At 45.5% G+C, this 16,441-nt stretch carries 14 protein-coding genes; 4 read left to right on the top strand and 10 right to left on the bottom strand.

Annotation, left to right across the window (positions count from 1 at the left end):
* Nucleotides 1-58: 58 nt before the first annotated feature.
* From MHH93_RS22585 to MHH93_RS22575, 3 genes are all read right to left on the bottom strand, one after another.
* Nucleotides 59-1,048 (bottom strand): phosphotransferase enzyme family protein, encoded by a 990-nt coding sequence (locus MHH93_RS22585; RefSeq protein ID WP_500055859.1) that lies wholly within the window; start codon nucleotides 1,046-1,048, stop codon nucleotides 59-61.
* A 402-nt stretch (nucleotides 1,049-1,450) separates the two neighbouring features.
* Complete coding sequence (locus MHH93_RS22580) at nucleotides 1,451-1,939, bottom strand: hypothetical protein (protein ID WP_500055858.1); 489 nt, start codon at nucleotides 1,937-1,939, stop codon at nucleotides 1,451-1,453.
* Nucleotides 1,940-2,003: 64 nt separating this feature from the next.
* Nucleotides 2,004-3,587 carry an ArnT family glycosyltransferase gene (locus MHH93_RS22575; protein WP_500055857.1) on the bottom strand — a complete coding sequence of 528 codons (1,584 nt, stop codon included), beginning with the start codon at nucleotides 3,585-3,587 and terminating at the stop codon, nucleotides 2,004-2,006.
* A gap of 175 nt (nucleotides 3,588-3,762) precedes the next feature.
* Between MHH93_RS22575 and MHH93_RS22570 the strand changes: the two genes are divergently transcribed.
* Nucleotides 3,763-5,205 (top strand): CAP domain-containing protein, encoded by a 1,443-nt coding sequence (locus MHH93_RS22570; RefSeq protein WP_500055856.1) that lies wholly within the window; start codon nucleotides 3,763-3,765, stop codon nucleotides 5,203-5,205.
* Between the two features lie 147 nt (nucleotides 5,206-5,352).
* Here MHH93_RS22570 and MHH93_RS22565 read toward each other — a convergent pair whose 3' ends face one another.
* Complete coding sequence (locus MHH93_RS22565; RefSeq protein WP_500055855.1) at nucleotides 5,353-5,751, bottom strand: iron chaperone; 399 nt, start codon at nucleotides 5,749-5,751, stop codon at nucleotides 5,353-5,355.
* Between the two features lie 129 nt (nucleotides 5,752-5,880).
* The gene (locus MHH93_RS22560) at nucleotides 5,881-6,543 is read right to left on the bottom strand and encodes a M48 family metallopeptidase (RefSeq protein WP_500055854.1); all 663 of its coding nucleotides are present in this window, start codon (nucleotides 6,541-6,543) and stop codon (nucleotides 5,881-5,883) included.
* Nucleotides 6,544-6,696: 153 nt separating this feature from the next.
* Here MHH93_RS22560 and MHH93_RS22555 point away from each other — a divergent pair, with 153 nt between their 5' ends.
* Complete coding sequence (locus MHH93_RS22555) at nucleotides 6,697-7,464, top strand: GNAT family N-acetyltransferase (RefSeq protein WP_500055853.1); 768 nt, start codon at nucleotides 6,697-6,699, stop codon at nucleotides 7,462-7,464.
* 112 nt (nucleotides 7,465-7,576) lie between these two features.
* Here the strand turns inward: MHH93_RS22555 and MHH93_RS22550 are convergent, their stop codons facing one another.
* The 5 genes from MHH93_RS22550 to MHH93_RS22530 all read right to left on the bottom strand — a co-directional run bounded on the left by MHH93_RS22550 (nucleotide 7,577) and on the right by MHH93_RS22530 (nucleotide 14,500).
* A complete protein-coding gene (locus MHH93_RS22550; RefSeq protein WP_500055852.1) occupies nucleotides 7,577-9,955 on the bottom strand; it encodes a GH36-type glycosyl hydrolase domain-containing protein in 2,379 nt (792 codons plus the stop codon).
* Nucleotides 9,956-10,081: 126 nt separating this feature from the next.
* Nucleotides 10,082-10,501 carry an ester cyclase gene (locus MHH93_RS22545; RefSeq protein ID WP_500055851.1) on the bottom strand — a complete coding sequence of 140 codons (420 nt, stop codon included), beginning with the start codon at nucleotides 10,499-10,501 and terminating at the stop codon, nucleotides 10,082-10,084.
* Nucleotides 10,502-10,710: 209 nt separating this feature from the next.
* Nucleotides 10,711-11,706, bottom strand: coding sequence for a cysteine peptidase family C39 domain-containing protein (locus MHH93_RS22540; RefSeq protein ID WP_500055850.1), 996 nt, complete (start codon nucleotides 11,704-11,706; stop codon nucleotides 10,711-10,713).
* Between the two features lie 256 nt (nucleotides 11,707-11,962).
* The gene (locus tag MHH93_RS22535) at nucleotides 11,963-12,865 is read right to left on the bottom strand and encodes an SDR family oxidoreductase (RefSeq protein ID WP_500055849.1); all 903 of its coding nucleotides are present in this window, start codon (nucleotides 12,863-12,865) and stop codon (nucleotides 11,963-11,965) included.
* 255 nt (nucleotides 12,866-13,120) lie between these two features.
* Entirely contained in the window at nucleotides 13,121-14,500 is a 1,380-nt protein-coding gene (locus MHH93_RS22530) for an amino acid permease (protein ID WP_500055848.1), read from the bottom strand.
* A gap of 377 nt (nucleotides 14,501-14,877) precedes the next feature.
* On the opposite strand from MHH93_RS22530, the gene MHH93_RS22525 reads away from it, so the two are divergent.
* Together MHH93_RS22525 and MHH93_RS22520 are read left to right on the top strand one after the other, a co-directional pair.
* Nucleotides 14,878-15,243: a DUF6713 family protein gene (locus MHH93_RS22525; protein ID WP_500055847.1), complete on the top strand. Its 366-nt coding sequence runs from the start codon at nucleotides 14,878-14,880 to the stop codon at nucleotides 15,241-15,243.
* A 73-nt stretch (nucleotides 15,244-15,316) separates the two neighbouring features.
* Nucleotides 15,317-16,309, top strand: a complete 993-nt coding sequence (locus tag MHH93_RS22520; RefSeq protein WP_500055846.1) for a DUF4003 family protein — start codon at nucleotides 15,317-15,319, stop codon at nucleotides 16,307-16,309.
* The last annotated feature ends 132 nt before the right edge of the window (nucleotides 16,310-16,441 follow it).

Below are 16,441 nucleotides of genomic sequence, written 5' to 3'. Positions count from 1 at the left end.
CCTGGTGTGAAACATGACAATGGTTATTGCATTGAGAAACTCCGATTTGCACTGAAGATTAAATCGGATAACCGAATTGCTCTGCCCTTTCTGACAATTTCCTCTCTAACCTTGCTCTTAGTCCACTCATCCATTCCGGCTCATATAACCACTGATCTGCAGCAGACCGAAGCACACGAACATATCCATATAGATTGGCAAACCGGCGACAGGCAGGGAACATGCTCTCCAGATCATAACGTTCTCCCGCCTCGGACCAGTACCCGTTCAGGAACAATTGCTTCTTCTGCTCCCATTGCTCAGGCTTAATTTCCTCACGCAGACTATCCAGACTTCGCTCCACATCCATCGCGTACCAGTGATACATCGCGTCATCAAAATCAATGGCATAACAAGACTGGCTACCTTCGTCGTAGAACACATTATCCAGTTCAAAATCGTAGTGGATGAGTCCGAAATTTTGCTTGTTTATCGGCCAAGTCGCAAAATACGTTCGGAGAAGCTCGACCTCGTTCAAAGCAGCCGTCTCCCCAGGAAAATCCTCCAGGATCTCCTGCATCCAATCCAAAACATCTGTATAGGTCCAGCGCTGCTTCTCCTTCTGCTCAGGTATGAATGATCGCGATAGATGATGTAACTCTCCCAATGCCTGACCATAGCTGTACAGGATGGCATCATTCAGATCAATGCTTCCTAACTGTGAACCTGGCACTCTCTTGAATACGGAAGCGTAGTACGGCCCCCATGGCGTGTGAGCCTCTACAAGTTCTGTTCCTGAATGGGCAGGTACAGCTTCCATGGCCCCATAATGATTCATTCGAAGATAACGGAGGAACTCCAGTTCAGCACTAAGATTGATTTGATTTTTCTCTTCTACCGGGGCAAAACGAAGCAATCGAACTTCCCCCTGCTCTCTGAACGGGTAAACGGCATTGGAGGATATGCGATAATACTGAAACATATCCAGTGATTCGGGATCGTAGTTCCAATTCTTCAGAATCATCTCGGCAAGGTCGTTATTTTGAAATAAATATTTTAATGATAACATGGGCATTTCTCCTTTTGGATCGTTTCGTGTGGATAGTTTATAGCCAACTTGTGCCTATTTTTGCGCGCAAAAAGCCGCAGGTTATGCCTGCGGCTTTGAAAAATTCTTGAGTGTATGAGAAATTTGCACAAGCAAATAAACCTCGCATACCTCAGAAAAATGAGCAGTTATATCCCTATAGATCGGCAGATCTCAGACCGTACTGGAAAACTAAAGTGTTTCTTCCTCCGTCGGATGGTCTGCCGGAATTATTCAGTTTATGCTTACCTTCATTGTAGTAATCGAGCATACCATCTTAGACCGTCGTTTCATGACGCTCACTCCCTTCAAAAAACAGCTATTTCCATATTAACCCACAGGACGAATGTAAGCAATTACAAAATAACGATATTTCATCATCTTCTACTGGACAACCCTCATCCGTTCCACGGTCTCGGTGTTGTCCTTATACCACACCATCACGATATTTTCTTTTTGAAGATCAGACAGGTGAATGGACGTATTCGCACTCGGGCTTGAATTGCCCGAGCGCGGCATCTCCATGCCTTCAGTGATAGTGACATCATCACTTATATTCAATTTCATCTCCAGTCCGGTATCCTTCCATTCCATACTTGGAGATGAGCTGTCCTGGACCTCAAGTAATGCCAGCGTAACTGTGTTGCCAGTCACCGAGATGACTCTGCCTGCAATGTCGGCACTCATTCCCCCCTGCAGCATGTCTCGACTGCCTGAACGGTCGTTCATACCCGCCCCGTCTCTTCCACCTCTAGGTGTTCCTCCATTCATGCCCAGGCCACCACCATTCGGCATGCCGCCACCGTTCATGCCTTGCATAGAACCGGTGTTGGTAATATTCTGGGCGGTGATAACATCACAGGCCGTAAGCATTACCGAGCACCCTAACAAAAGGAGTATTGTAACCGATGTGAAATATTGTTTTTTTCGCATATGATCACCTTTCTCTCAGGGAAAATGACTCCAAGATACCTTTACGATGGAATATGAAGTCATACGTGTCTTTGAACCCCATGTAGGACAGCACAACCAACAGCGGATATACCGGGTAGATGTATCTGGACTTAATCTCCCAGAGAATATAAAATCCGATGAATCCGAGAATGACCAGGATCAATGAAACTTCGTCATACCGTTTACGACGAATTCCACCGATCAACCGGATGAGGATAAAACAGTACATCAGGAAATTCATCACATAAACGATCCAGAGTAACCCCGTCCGATAAGCCGAATCCCCTTGCAACAGCTCTGTTATCGCATTGGTATAACTGTAGGAGCCTGCGATTCCGCCTCCCCTTCCTCTTCCGGCACCCAAGGAACTTTCATTGCCGATTCCGTATCGGTCCATCTGATATGTCCCTTCGGTCCAAGTCCATATGATCTTTTTGTAATACATCTGCACCAAGTCACTCGCACTTGCTTCAGACAGCTTGTTGCCAATCTCCTGTTTGAACAATGTTGTGCTATCGGCCTTATTGTAGTTGGCCTGCCTCTGATAGATCTGATAACTCTCCATATTGTCCCAGAAGCCAAAACGCTGCAGATTAATCCCCATATTCAGCCACATATAGACCGGTGCGGCATTCTCTCCCACTGGTTCGCTCACGGCACCGGAGGATTGAAGAACCGCATTCTGAGTCCAGGTTGGTACATTAAACAGCATACCCAGCACAGCGATGGAAAGGATAACTTTCTTCATTCCGATGCTCCTCATATTCAGCAGGATAGTTATGATAGCAGCGATTAGCACGATCACGCCGATGCTTCGGAAGTAGTTCCCCATCGCGAGAAAAATGGCGGCAAGGATGATTGTTTTCCAAGACTTTTCACGCACAAAACGAATGATAAAGTATAAACACGATGTCAGAAATGCTGTGGCAATCACATCGTTATAGATCAGGTTGTTCAGGAACAAGGACGGCAGGTACGTCGCTGCAAAGATCAACACACCGTAATCACGTTCAGTGGATCTCTCATTCACTTGTTTATAAATAAGGTAAATCATGAATGTGGTTAATGTTGAAAACAAAATATTGAATAGTTTGATGACCAGATAATTGTCCGGAAACAGGTACAGCAACGTCTTCAGGTACAGCACGATCGAGTAGTTGAACGGGAACATGTGCAAATAACCACCCGTTTCAAACGAAGAATAGTCTTGCTCATACAGCATGTTCATAGCCAGTGAAAGAACAGTCTGCGAATCATCCGTAGGCACTCTCGGAAATACGAAAATGATGATGATCTGAATGGCCAGAGAACATAACAGCACGATTGGAATGACAACTTTCGGGCTGTATTTGTTCAGTTTCAGACACAGAGCGTATAACCCGACACCTGAACCAAGAAGCAAAAGAATGACCGGGAGAAAAACACTCCACTGCTGCATGCCCAAAATAGGATTGTCCCCATATAAGGCGTAGTTGTATTGCGCCCGAACCACGAAGGACGAAGCAATAAATACCGCAACAAACACGAGCAAAATAAGATAAAACGACTTATGCAGCACCTTAGCCATGTGAAAACTCCTTTTCCTTACAGGATTCCGTGAGTATTATAATCGCTCTGGCTGAAAAATCGCTGAATTCGAACATCAATTCCATTCAAAAAAAACTAACGAATTATACCTTTAATGTCGATAACATACATCGAATACATAATAATATCATTTTTATCTAGAAGGAGATTAGAACATGTTTATTCAAAAAAGGTACATCCGCTCGTTACTCTCTCTTCCTCTGGCAGGTCTGTTGTTTATGCTGCTCGGAACTCAGCCGATCGCTGCGGCTCCTGTCGACAGTCTGCTGCCTGAGCGAAGTGAACAGGAAATCAGTCAGAAATGGACACAATGGATGCGTGGCAAGGACCAAACTGCAACGTTCACTCAGAATCCCTCGACCAAGGCCCCTTACGTCGCTGGTGTAGTAAGTGATTCCACATTAGAGCAAGCTCTAGGAGCAGCCAACTTCTATCGTTATCTCTCCGGTCTGGATGGGGATCTCGTTCTGGACGCTGCGCTTAATCGTCAAGCCCAACATGGAGCAGTTGTGGTCTCTACTGGAGAATTGACTCATTTCCCGGCCCGTCCTGTCGATATGCCAAAAGACTTTTTTGATCTGGGCGCCAAATCGGCTTCAAGTTCCAACCTGTATGCTGCCTATGGTGCTCAAGGAAATCTTGCAGTCAAAAGTGTCGAAGCTTATATGGATGATTCGGATGCCAGCAACATTGCTGCACTCGGCCATCGTCGCTGGATTTTGAGTCCGCAACTGAAGAAAGTCGGCTTCGGGATCGCATCCCGGGACAACAAAAACTATGCGAGCCACTTCAGCACTATGCAAGTGATGGATACAAGCCGTCCAGGAAAACTCAATTACAATTACAACTTGTATCCGAACAAAGGTGCATTCCCGATTGAAGCATTCCATGTGTCACAAGCCTGGTCTGCACAGCTGAATCCGGACGTCTTTGCGAAGCCCTCCAACTCCGAGGTACAAGTGGAGATCGTTCGTTCATCCGATCAGAAAACATGGGTACTGGGAGCAAAAACGCCGGTTAGCAGTGATCCTGCAAAAGCCTTTTTCAATGTAAATACCGATGGTTACGGATATAACTATGCTGTCATTTTCCGTCCGGATAACTTGAAATCCCTGAAGGCAGGCGATACGTTCAACGTTCGCATTACCGGTTTGAAAAAGAAAGACGGGTCCAAAGCAGAAATTTCATATCAGACTCGTTTCTTCTCGGTTAGCAACCCTTCACAAGAGCCTGGTACTAATCCACAGAATCCTGGGACAGAACCTGGAACAGAGCCACAAGAACCGGATACCGGGAACGAGGACTACCTGGATAATCATCTGATGCAATTCGTTTATACAGCGGATCGTACGCTGAAAGTACGGGGAACCCTCACCGCTTATGCAGGCAAAACATTCTCTTTCCAGATCCACGGTCCTTCACCTGACGAAAAACATATTCGTACTGAAACGGTGAAGCTGGATACTACCGGTCGGTTCAGTCTGACCGTTCCTAACTTGGGCGTGTCCGATCTGACCATCTACCTGCAAGTGGACCCAAGCTTTATGTACTTGATTCCTACGACAAGTAATTCAGACGTCACGTATTACTTCGAATAGAACTGGAGCAAGAGTACTGGGATAAACTAAAGTTAAATGAAGTAGCGAACGATTTATTAACTTCAAACACAAAAACAGTCGGAATGCCTAGGCATCCGACTGTTTTTAGATTTATGATATGAGCTTTGGTTATGGTACAAGCTTGGATTACTTTGATGCTTCCTTTTTGCGTTTCTTTTCCAGCGCGATCTCCATATTTTCTTTCACCCGAAACTCCACAATCCGGCGGATCAAATCCTCCGGCAGTGGTTGGTCCAGCGGAAACTGCACAGATCCCTTGGCGCCTTTATACTTGGATAGTTCCTCCTTGAATGCCAGAATCCCACTGGGCGCAGGGTAAAAGCCAATATGATGCTGATATGCGGCAAAATGAACCAGATTCCCATGCTGTGCATACGTGGGCATCTTGTAACTGATCTTCTCTTCGGCGTGTGGAGCCGAATCACGAATAATCTGTCTTAACGCCTGTAATCTTACCTGTACATCGGGTTCAAACTCCGAGATATATTCATCTACCAGCACAGAATAATGGTTACTCTCAGCCATCGGGGACTCCTTCCACCACGGGCACATGAATGCATTCGTGGTATGGATATATTTGCTTATATTGTACTTCAAATCGACAAGAGGAACAGCTATTTTCATGCAAATTGAAATGTACGATGAAGTCTGAAATTACAACGTCATAGCTCGACCATTGCGCATCAGATAATCTTCTTTTGTTTTGTAATCCGGCATGATGCTGCCGATCCGCCGCCAGAAAGAGCGGTCATGATTCATGTGGTGAATATGGCAAAGTTCATGAATGATGACATAATCCATCACTTCCAGTGGCGCCATCGCCAGGCGATAATTGAACGTAATTTTTTTGTCCCAGCTGCAACTGCCCCACTTGGTGGGAGAATCTACGATCTCTACTGACTTCGGCTTCACCTTCAACTCTTGCTGGTAGCGACCGATACGCTCCCCAATCATTCGTTTACACTCGGCAAAATAAAACTTCTTCAGATTCGCTCGCAACTCTTCTTCTGTAAGCCCCTCTACAGGGATTAATTCATGCAGTGCATGTTCCTTGCCAAAAAGCAAAAACTTCCCTCTCCCTTCGTCTTCGTATTCCTTCGCTTGAGGACCTTCCAGCGCGCGCTGCATCAGAGCGGATTTCTTCAAAATCACATCTCCATGCTGCTCCACAAGTTGCCGGATCATGTCTTCACTGGTACCATTGGGTGCTTTGATCGTTACCATATAAGGCAAGTCCATCGTGATGGAAACTTTCTTGCGTTTGCCGTATTCGATATGACAGTTAATACTGTGATTATTTAATTCTATGTTTAACATAACGCGCTCCACTTCTGAAGTTATTCTTTCAACCAAATCAAATTGTATACCATATCCGACTAAAATGCATACTGTTGGGCGATATATGTATTCGTATTGTATTTTTATACATTATTATGTATTATTATTAAATTATAAAATCGGAGGTTGAATATGACGCATACAACGGATGCAGAACACAAAACCATTGAGGAGATATCTCTTAACCACTGGCAGCCCTTGTCTACCTTGTTATATGACGGCTGGGTACTGCGTTTTGCCAAAGGATATACCAAACGTGCCAACTCCGTTCAACCTATCCACTACTCCACGCTGGATGTGCATGAGAAGATTGAGGAATGTGAGCGAATCTATGCTTCCAATCAGTTAAATACCATATTCAAAATCACACCGTTTATTCAACCGGGTCATCTCGACCAGCTTTTGCAAGACAAAGGGTATGACATTGTCGATCTGACCCGTATCCAGACTCGGAGTCTGGAAGAAATCAAAGAGCCTGTGCACCAAGATGTACAGATTGACGAACAGTTGACCACAGCGTGGCTGGATCACTTTTGCCGACTGAACAAGGTGAATGATCTGCAACGGGACACGACGAAACTTATGTTGAACAATATTCGCACAAAGACAGGTTTCATCTCGCTGTTCCTGGACGGCCAAGTCGTCGCTTGTGGATTTGGTGTAATCGAACGGGGCTATGTTGGGTTGCATGATATCATTACAGACGCTGACTTTCGGAATCAGGGACTTGCTGAACAGATGATCCTTCATCTCCTCCATTGGGCAAAAAAGAATGGCGCTACCTCCAGTTACCTGCAAGTGGTTGCGAATAATGCACCTGCCTTGAAGCTTTACGCCAAGCTGGGTTATTCGGAAATATATAGCTATTGGTACAGAGTCAAAGAATGGAATGAGTCCTGACCATGCTGAAACCCAAAACTGCCCTCCTCTTATAAAGGAAAGGCAGTTTTTAATTCGGCTTCGTAATCGTTCACAACTCTTCACATCGTTCAGCAGTACTCCGTACTCTTTTCTACAAAGGCAGCTTCACCAGCACCTCATATTTCACGCCGGCTTGTATATTCTTGATGATTTCGCCTTCAATCCGTTGGCCGTCAACATGCACCTCAATTGTCTGGACAGATGCATCCTTCTTCATGTTTACATGCAGCTCAGCCCCGCGGAACAAACGTGTAACCGACGCCTCGTTCCAATCTTCTGGTAACTGCGGACGCACTTGAAGTCCTTGTGCATGACCTTGCAGTCCAAACAATCCGTCGATCAGGCAGCGATACACCCAAGGCACTGTGCCGGTGTTGAACAGATGACTGGAGCGCCCCGCTGTACGCGGGAATTGACGATAAGCTCCGCGATAATAATTCGGGATAAATATCGGTAGTTGACCCCGTTGGAGAATATCCTCGGCATTGGGCCCCGGAATCATTTTACGCAGCAGACGATACGCCTTCTCCTTCTCACCCACCAGGTACAACGCATAAATATAGAAAGCTGCCGCGTGGTTGTACACTGCACCATTCTCTGCGCTTCCGGGATGCTTCTGCGTGACACGGCCTACATCTTCCCGCATCGCTGTGAAAGAAGGCGCGAGCTTCTCGACACCATATGGCGTCTCCAATTGCTCCTCTACCGCGCGGATTAACTTCTCCTGTTTCTCCTGATCGGCAGCACCGCTCATGAGTGCCCAGCTCTGAGGATTGATATAGATGCGTCCTTCCACGTCCTTGCTCACACCGAACACTACATTATCATCCGTAATGCCTCTGGCATACCAGTCCCCATCCCACAGGTACTCATTCGCTACCTCATTCGTCTGCTTGGCTTCCTGACGGAATTCCGCTGCTACCTCGGCATGCCCTGCCTGTTCAGCAATTTCTGCCCAAACATTAAAAGCATATGCCGTCGCAATGGTCAGCCAGCCGGATACGCCTTTGCCTTTGTATCCCACCATGTTCATCGGATCACACCAGTCACCCTGATTGATATAGTTCAACCCACGCGCATCACGCTCATGGATCAACCAACGCATCGCGAGATTCATATGTTCCAGTACGGTAAGCTTCTGTTCACTGTCTGTAAAAGAAACCTGTTCCTCCAGAATACTATAGTCATTCGTTTCATCCAGATAAGTCTTCATACAGACCGGAAGCCAGATACAATGATCGGTATGAGGAATCTGGTTAATATATTTCAATTCTGCGTCCGGGTGCAAAATAATGCCGTCCGGCATGGCCCCGCTAATATGCTGTTGTGACAATGCAGTCAAGAACGCAGCCCGCGCAATCTGCGGTTGAATATAACTCATCCCCATATTATCCTGCAGATAATTCCGGGTCTGTGGATCGGTCGACAGACGGTTTGTTTTCCCGTGATAATACATCTGCCGAGGCAGCCAGTGATTCACGACATTATCCAGCCAGCTATCCGGTGTCTGGATCTGGATGTTCCCCTGCCCTTCCGCAACATAAGCCGCATATTCCTGCTCGGCAGCCGTATAACCATCCTGTCCTTCCTCATTCTGCTTCACAAAATAATGCTGACGGATGCCCTCAATCTCTGCCTCATCATGGGCCGCTCCAAAGATAAATCGGTAGGCCTGATCAGCACCAGCTTCCAGTTCTACTCTGTATTGCAATACAGCCACAGGTGTCTCATAACGCGCATCTCCACCAGCCAGTGTCTCTGACTGAAGGGCGGAGGGATTATGAAGTCCGCCTTCGCCTTCAAAACTCTCTTGATTCACTTCCCACGCGGTCGGTTGATGATCTGCAAGCAGATAGGTTTTGTCACTGTAGGTTTTGATTTTGCTATAATCCTGATATTTCTGATACGGCGTAACCGCCGAGCAGACAATGCCCTGTAACTCTTCCACATATGAACCGGACTGGTTCATCCATGACATATAACCGACCGTATAATACGGGTAGATACTCAGCTTGCGTTTTCTCGAAGAAAGATTGGTTACCTTCACACGCCACAGCTCCATGACATCTTCCTTCGGCAGACGCAGGGACATCTCGATACAAATGTCGTCCTGAATCACTTTCCAGTGAATATCATGTTTGCCTACAGCGAACGTATAGCTATCCGCCTGCTTACGAACCGGCTCATACGGGGCTGAGAAGATCTCGTCACTGACTTCATCTTTAATGTAAACAAACCGTCCCGGATGGTGGGCATAGTATGGCTGCTCCGGTTGCATGAAAGTCTTCGCTTCCAGGTTGGGCGCGTAAGAATATTTGGCAGGTTCAGGCTGCATAAATTGGGCGACAGCGTACCCCCGGCAATTCACATGAATCATCATCTTTTCATTCCAAAGAAATCCGGATGCCTTCGGTAAACTTGTCGGGCTTGTCAGTTCAACATATTGATTATCTTCCGTTGCTTTAATCATCTCTGATCCTCGCTTTCAGATTATGGAGTTAAAAACAGAAAACGTTTTAGGTAACTTGTATACAACTTGGTCCATTATAACACGAGAACGCTTACAGAAATCAAAAACTAAAAAAGAGCTGAAAAATCAGCTCCGATTCCGTTCCAATTGTTTTTCGATGCCCAACCTGTCAATCTGAATCCAATATTCTGCAATACGTTCGTTTGCCAACCGGTATACCGCACTTGCAATTTCGATCACTGGCAAATTCGTTGGTGTATATCCGTCCACGTCTCCAACATGGGTACCTGTTTGTCTCCAGCGCACGTAGACTTTATCCCCTTGCGTCAGCAACTCCTGGATTTCAAGTGAGAACTCCCCGTAAGCTTCGATCATCTCCCGCACATGAGCCGCATAATCGGAAGGCGTTCGAGTCACCGTGACTTCTTCTTCAGATATCACTTGATGGGCAAGTACCTGTTCTGCCATAACGCTGCTTGCATAATCCGGATTCCGACCTGATCGTACCTCTTCAAAAAAGGATCTGACAATCTGTTCTACTGTCATCTGAGCCACTCCAATCTATTCAAAATATCCGATTATATATAAATATGTAGTAATTCTTGTATTTTAACATGGTCCCCTTGCTACGGAATTACATCTGTTCTATTGTTCTACTGGACCCGAAACCAGATCAGAAGTAACTTTATTATTACACAAAAATCCCCTTTGCTTTACTACAAGCAAAGGGGATTTTTGGTCTGTTATTGGATGCTTCAAACCAGTGATTTAACCTGTTGCAATCTGGTAATAAAAGAAGAAATAAATGCTTTTTCTTTCATGAGATTCTCTTGTAACCTCTCACTAATTTTACTTAGTTTACTTGTATCACGCGTTATATTGTATTTCAGAACTATATTTCTCAATTTAAAATAGTCCTGTTTCAGACCGGTGCTTAATTCCATAAAGGTTGCATCTGGCTCAATGATTGATTTCTCCATTAAGTAAGATAAACGCAACTCCATAAGCAGCTTATGTTCATATAAGAGATGAAAGACCCGTGAATCCAATTCTTCTCCAACTAGGGCTGCCTGCTCAATATCGGTAAAGATGCGTTGAATGGCTTGCATTCCAAAATCGTATTTCTGATCTCTCACCAAGTCATAGGTCTCGCTTGAGTTAAGGTAGTTTTCCATCGCTTTTATAATCTGCTCTACATGAATTGAATAATTGATATCCGGTATCGGCTTGAGAAATCTCATTTCTGTCCAAAAACTGTACTCATTAGACATTGTCCAGTAGCCCTTCTCAAGTTCATCCAGACTACATACAGATTGTATGAATTTACCATCGCTTAGATTATCCGCAATGTGTATCACATTTTGATCGAGATCATACCCGTACACCAATAATTCATGCATGAGATGTTCTTTTTGATAATAGTCAGTACATTCAATATAGTATCGATCTGCATAAATATATAGATAATATCCCATATCTATCGCTTCCGTAATCACTTGCTTAAGTGATGTTCCCCATTTGCTAATTACAATTTCTTGTGGCAGGTTGTAAAAGGAAATTCCCGGACAGGTGCTTAGTAGGAACTGATGAGAATCAAACGAAAAAATTCCCCATCCATGTGCATACCTGATTTGTATAAAGTTATTGAAAATCCATGGCCATAAATCTTCGTGCATAACGGATGTTAATGTCCCATATGATGTGTACGTGCTTATGACAGGGTCACCTAGTTTAAGTACATTCTTAGCCATTACAGAATTCCTCCTTCGATTCCTAGGCATAGTGTATTGATCTGAACAGAATCATTGTATAAGCAACGTACTCTCGGAGCTGGGAGCGAAGACTATGTTCTTGAATATATTACCATGTACTTTTACCATTTTAAATAAGAACGCTTTCATATATGAAAATATATTCTTGCTCTCATCTTAACGACAAAAAAGAGGATACCGCCCCCAATATGGAGACCATACCCTCTGATTGAAAAATCGGTTTACCTACGACGATTTACGGACTAACCGTACCGCCATTCGCATTCAATGTTTCGCCGCTCACATAGCTGGATTCCTGGCTTGCCAGGAACACAAATGCAGGAGCCATCTCGGCAGGCTGTCCTGCACGACCTAGCGGTGTATTGGAACCAAACTCGGCCAATTTCTCGACGGGTTGTCCACCCACGACTTGCAGCGGTGTCCATACCGGTCCTGGTGCAACCACATTGACACGAATCCCTTTGCTACCCACCTGTTGCGCCAGCGCTTTGCTGAACGTGTTAATCGCTGCCTTCGTTGTTGCATAATCCAGCAGGATTGGCGAAGGTTTGTACGCCTGAATCGATGATGTGTTAATAATGGAGCTGCCCGGTTTCATGTGTTTCACAGCTGCTTTGCAGAGCCAGAACATGGAATAGACATTTGTTTTGAACGTCGCATCGAATTGCTCAGTAGTCAGATCCGCAATCTGCTCCACAAACTGCTGTTTACCTGCTACGTTCGCAAGGATATCAATCCCGCCAAGCTCTTTTACCGCAGATTCAATGAGTTCTTCACAGTATTTCTCATCCTTCAGGTCACCTGGCATCGTGATCGCTTTGCGTCCGGCTTCCTCGATCAGCTTCACAACTTCCTGCGCATCTGCTTCCTCTTCCGGCAGATATGCCAGAACGACATCTGCCCCTTCCCGGGCAAACGCAATCGCAGCCGCTCGGCCAATTCCGCTATCGGCTCCGGTCACAACTGCTTTGCGTCCCGTTAAACGTCCGCTACCTTTATAACTTTTCTCACCCGCATCAGGAACAGGAGTCATCTCACGCTGAAGTCCCGGCTCATCCTGTTGCTGTTTCCAATCCGGTGTAGCCTTCGGATATTGTGTTGTTGGATCTTGCATGGTGTGCTGGTCTTGATTCGCCATGTTCAATTCCTCCTCGGTTATTTATAGTGATCACTACAATCACAGAAGTTGTTTTCATAAATGTTTCACTCTTTTCTTTGTAACCGAGATTGGCAAAATTTAAACTGGACCTGCCCCATTTTCGTTGGCAACTGTGATTTCGCGGATCAAAAAAATGCACTCCCTGAATGACGCTGAATCACCCGCAGGTTCTCCAATCGTTTCAAGGAATGCATGTATAAAATCACGCTATAAAATTGACTCTGGAATACGAAACTAGCGATCTTCCCCGCCATCTATCCGCTGTTTTTTTCCAATACCAAATGCGAAATATCCAGCCACCACGATGGCCATAAAAGTAGCTCCAACAACCAGAGGCAAGCGCGTATCCGGGTTAAACGCCATACCGATAATGACGAGGATCAGATACACAATAATGATGTAATTGCTGATCGGGAACCATTTGGACTTGAAGTTATGATCTGCCATCTCGTTGCTCCAACGCTTTCTGAATCGGAACTGGCTGAACGCCAGTGCGAACCATGGAACCATACCCGGAAGAACACTTGCGCTGTAGATGTACAGGAACAGCTTGGAATCCGGCATCAGGTAGTTTAGCACAACACCAATCAGTAACAATGAGATCGTAATGACGATACTGTTGCGGGGAACCCCGCCTTTGGACAGCTTTTTGAAAAAGGCAGGTGCCTGCCCATTCTCAGCCAGCGTGTATAACATCCGTCCTGCACTGTAGATCCCGCTGTTGCATCCCGACATGGCCGCTGTGAGCACCACAAAGTTGATAATCCCGGCTGCAGCAACGATGCCGACTTTGGCAAAGGTGAGCACAAACGGACTGCCCGTCTCGCCTACCTCGTTCCACGGGTACAAGGTTACGATGACAAATATGGCACCTACGTAGAAAATAAGAATACGCCACACGATATTTTTGATCGCTTTACGCAAAGTGTATTTTGGATTCTCCGCTTCACCTGCTGTAATACCGACCATTTCAACCCCCTGATACGCTGCCGTTACAATACACAGCGCGAAGAGGAAACCTTTGATGCCTCCAGGGAAGAAGCCACCATGGCTGAACAGATTCGACAGACCAATCGCCTGCCCCCCATTCCCCCATCCGAAGAAGATCAGACCTGTTCCAATCACGATCATGGCGACAATAGCTGTCACTTTGATCATTGCAAACCAGAATTCAAACTCCCCATAGAACTTCACGGCTGCCAGATTCGCCGCCGCAATGATGAGCACACCTGCAAGTGCAGGTAGCCACTGTGGGATATCCGGGAACCAATACCCGACATAGATGCCAATCGCCGTAACTTCCGCCATACCAACTGTAACCCACAGGAACCAATAGCTCCAGGCGGTCAGGAATCCGGCAAGCGGACTAATATATTTGTGAGCAAACGTAGCAAACGAACCGGTTACCGGCTCCTGAATCAACATTTCCCCCATAATACGCATGACAAAAAAGATAACGATACCAGCCAGTAAATAGGCCAGCAGCACGGATGGTCCTGCCCATTTGATCGTACTTGCCGATCCCATGAACAACCCAACGCCGATTGTACCTCCGAGTGCAATCAACTCTACATGGCGGGGCTTTAGCCCTCTAGATAGTTGCTTTGATTCCAAACGATTCTCCCCTTTTCTTGTGTACAGCTTCCTGATGTAATTTCAATTTTCAGATTCACATTAACGCAATGCAGAATTACTTCACCAAAATGTACGAGATGTGCCGCAGAAATACAACAAGGAATGTGAGGAAACGGATTCACTACACATATAGGTATAGGATAACCGCTTAATGAATATGGCAGACAGCACAATCAACAATTCACGGCACCGTTGTGTAAGCAAAGCGACAGTGACTTTCTTTTCCCTGACTCCACAGGGTGGCTACTGGAACGCCCAAAAGACCACTCACGTATTGTATATTTGGGTCGCAATACTGTAAGTGACTTGTTCGCTATTGACCTGCTTTTATAAAATTGAATAATAGGAGGCTCTACATGCCTGACTTTTTACTGGTTTTATTTTTGTTTAACCTGTCTCTCTTTCTGCTTCACGAAATGGATGCGATCAGGCGGTCCGAGTGGAAATTGTTTATGGTGTTACAAGATATGGAAGATGATAAAGCCTATAGGTATTTCACTTGGATTCACCTGCCAATGTATACCATCATCCTCTCTCTTCTTTTTAGCTCGTATCAAACCATTACATTTTGGGTGCTGGATATCTTTTTCATCATACATACCGTATTACACTTCTTTTTTGAAAAACATCCTCGAAATGAATTTAAAAACGGGTTCTCCAGATCATTGATCTACCCTATGGGAATAATCGCTTTAATACATTTGATATTCCTAATCATCTAATCTATTTGCATCGACGGAATGAAGGAAACTGGAAGGCTATTGTTGAATAACAGGGGAATATGGAGGTGTGCCTATGCAGCAGCACCATGCAGAACGTGTTGAATTATTCGTTACCAACACCCAGATCATCAAGAAGTCGTTCAAATGGCAACATGCGATGATGCAACGTCTGGCTGCCCTGCTCTATGCAGCGGAGAATAAAACAGCCGATGGGGAAGCTATTCGTCAAAGCCATGAGTTGATTAAGCAAAACACAAAACTCTTCTCTGCATTCAGAGGTAATTCGGCCATTAGCATTGCTACCATGCTCTCCCTTACAACGAATGAAGAGACAAGACTGGCAGACACCTTGCATGTCTATGACTTGATGAAAGAGATCAAATTCCGCACGTCGGATTATCTCGTTATTGCCGCCTATCAGATCGCTACTCAGGCATCACCCGATCAATTCCAACATACGGTGGAGCGGGCGAAATTATTTTATGATGGCATGAAAGCAGAGCATCGCTTCCTTACTGGACAGGATGACTACATTTTCGCCGCCATGTTAGCACTTTCCGATCTCGAAGTGGATACTGGTGTGGCCCGTATGGAGCAACTCTACGGGGAGTTAAAACCTGAGTTCTCTTCCAGAAACAGTGTGCAGGCGTTAACACAGGTCCTGGTTCTTGGAGATGATCCACCGGATGCAGGTGCTCGTTTGATTGCTTTAAATGAAGCTTTTCGCAAAAGGAATCTCCGAATGGATAAAACGTATACTTTAGCCTCTCTCGGGATACTTTCTCTGCTGCCTTCGGACAGAGAGTCATTAGTGGATGAAGTCGCAGAAACAAATGACTGGTTACGGACTCAAAAAGGCTTCGGTGCCTGGTCAATCGACAAACAGGAGTTGCTCCTGTTCTCGTCTGCTCTGGTAGCCATTCAACATGTGGAGAATCTGCGGAATGGTATGCTTACGACAGCGGTCTCAACCAGTATCACGAATATTATCATCGCCCAACAAGCAGCCATGACCGCAGCTGCCGCAGCATCGGCTGCAGCCGCATCTTCATCCACTCAATCATAGTTGGATCGGCATCCATAAAAATGCCGCACCGTCATCCTGTACCCATATCACTCTCGATAATAAGGGGCATACTCTATTTCTATTGATAAAAAAGTTCCTTGGTCATATCCTTACCGGATACAACCAAGGAAC

Origin of the sequence: Priestia sp. FSL H7-0729 (assembly GCF_038005685.1) — a bacterium.
Taxonomy (GTDB): Bacteria; Bacillota; Bacilli; order Paenibacillales; family Paenibacillaceae; genus Paenibacillus.
This window is presented reverse-complemented; position numbering and strand designations above follow the sequence as displayed.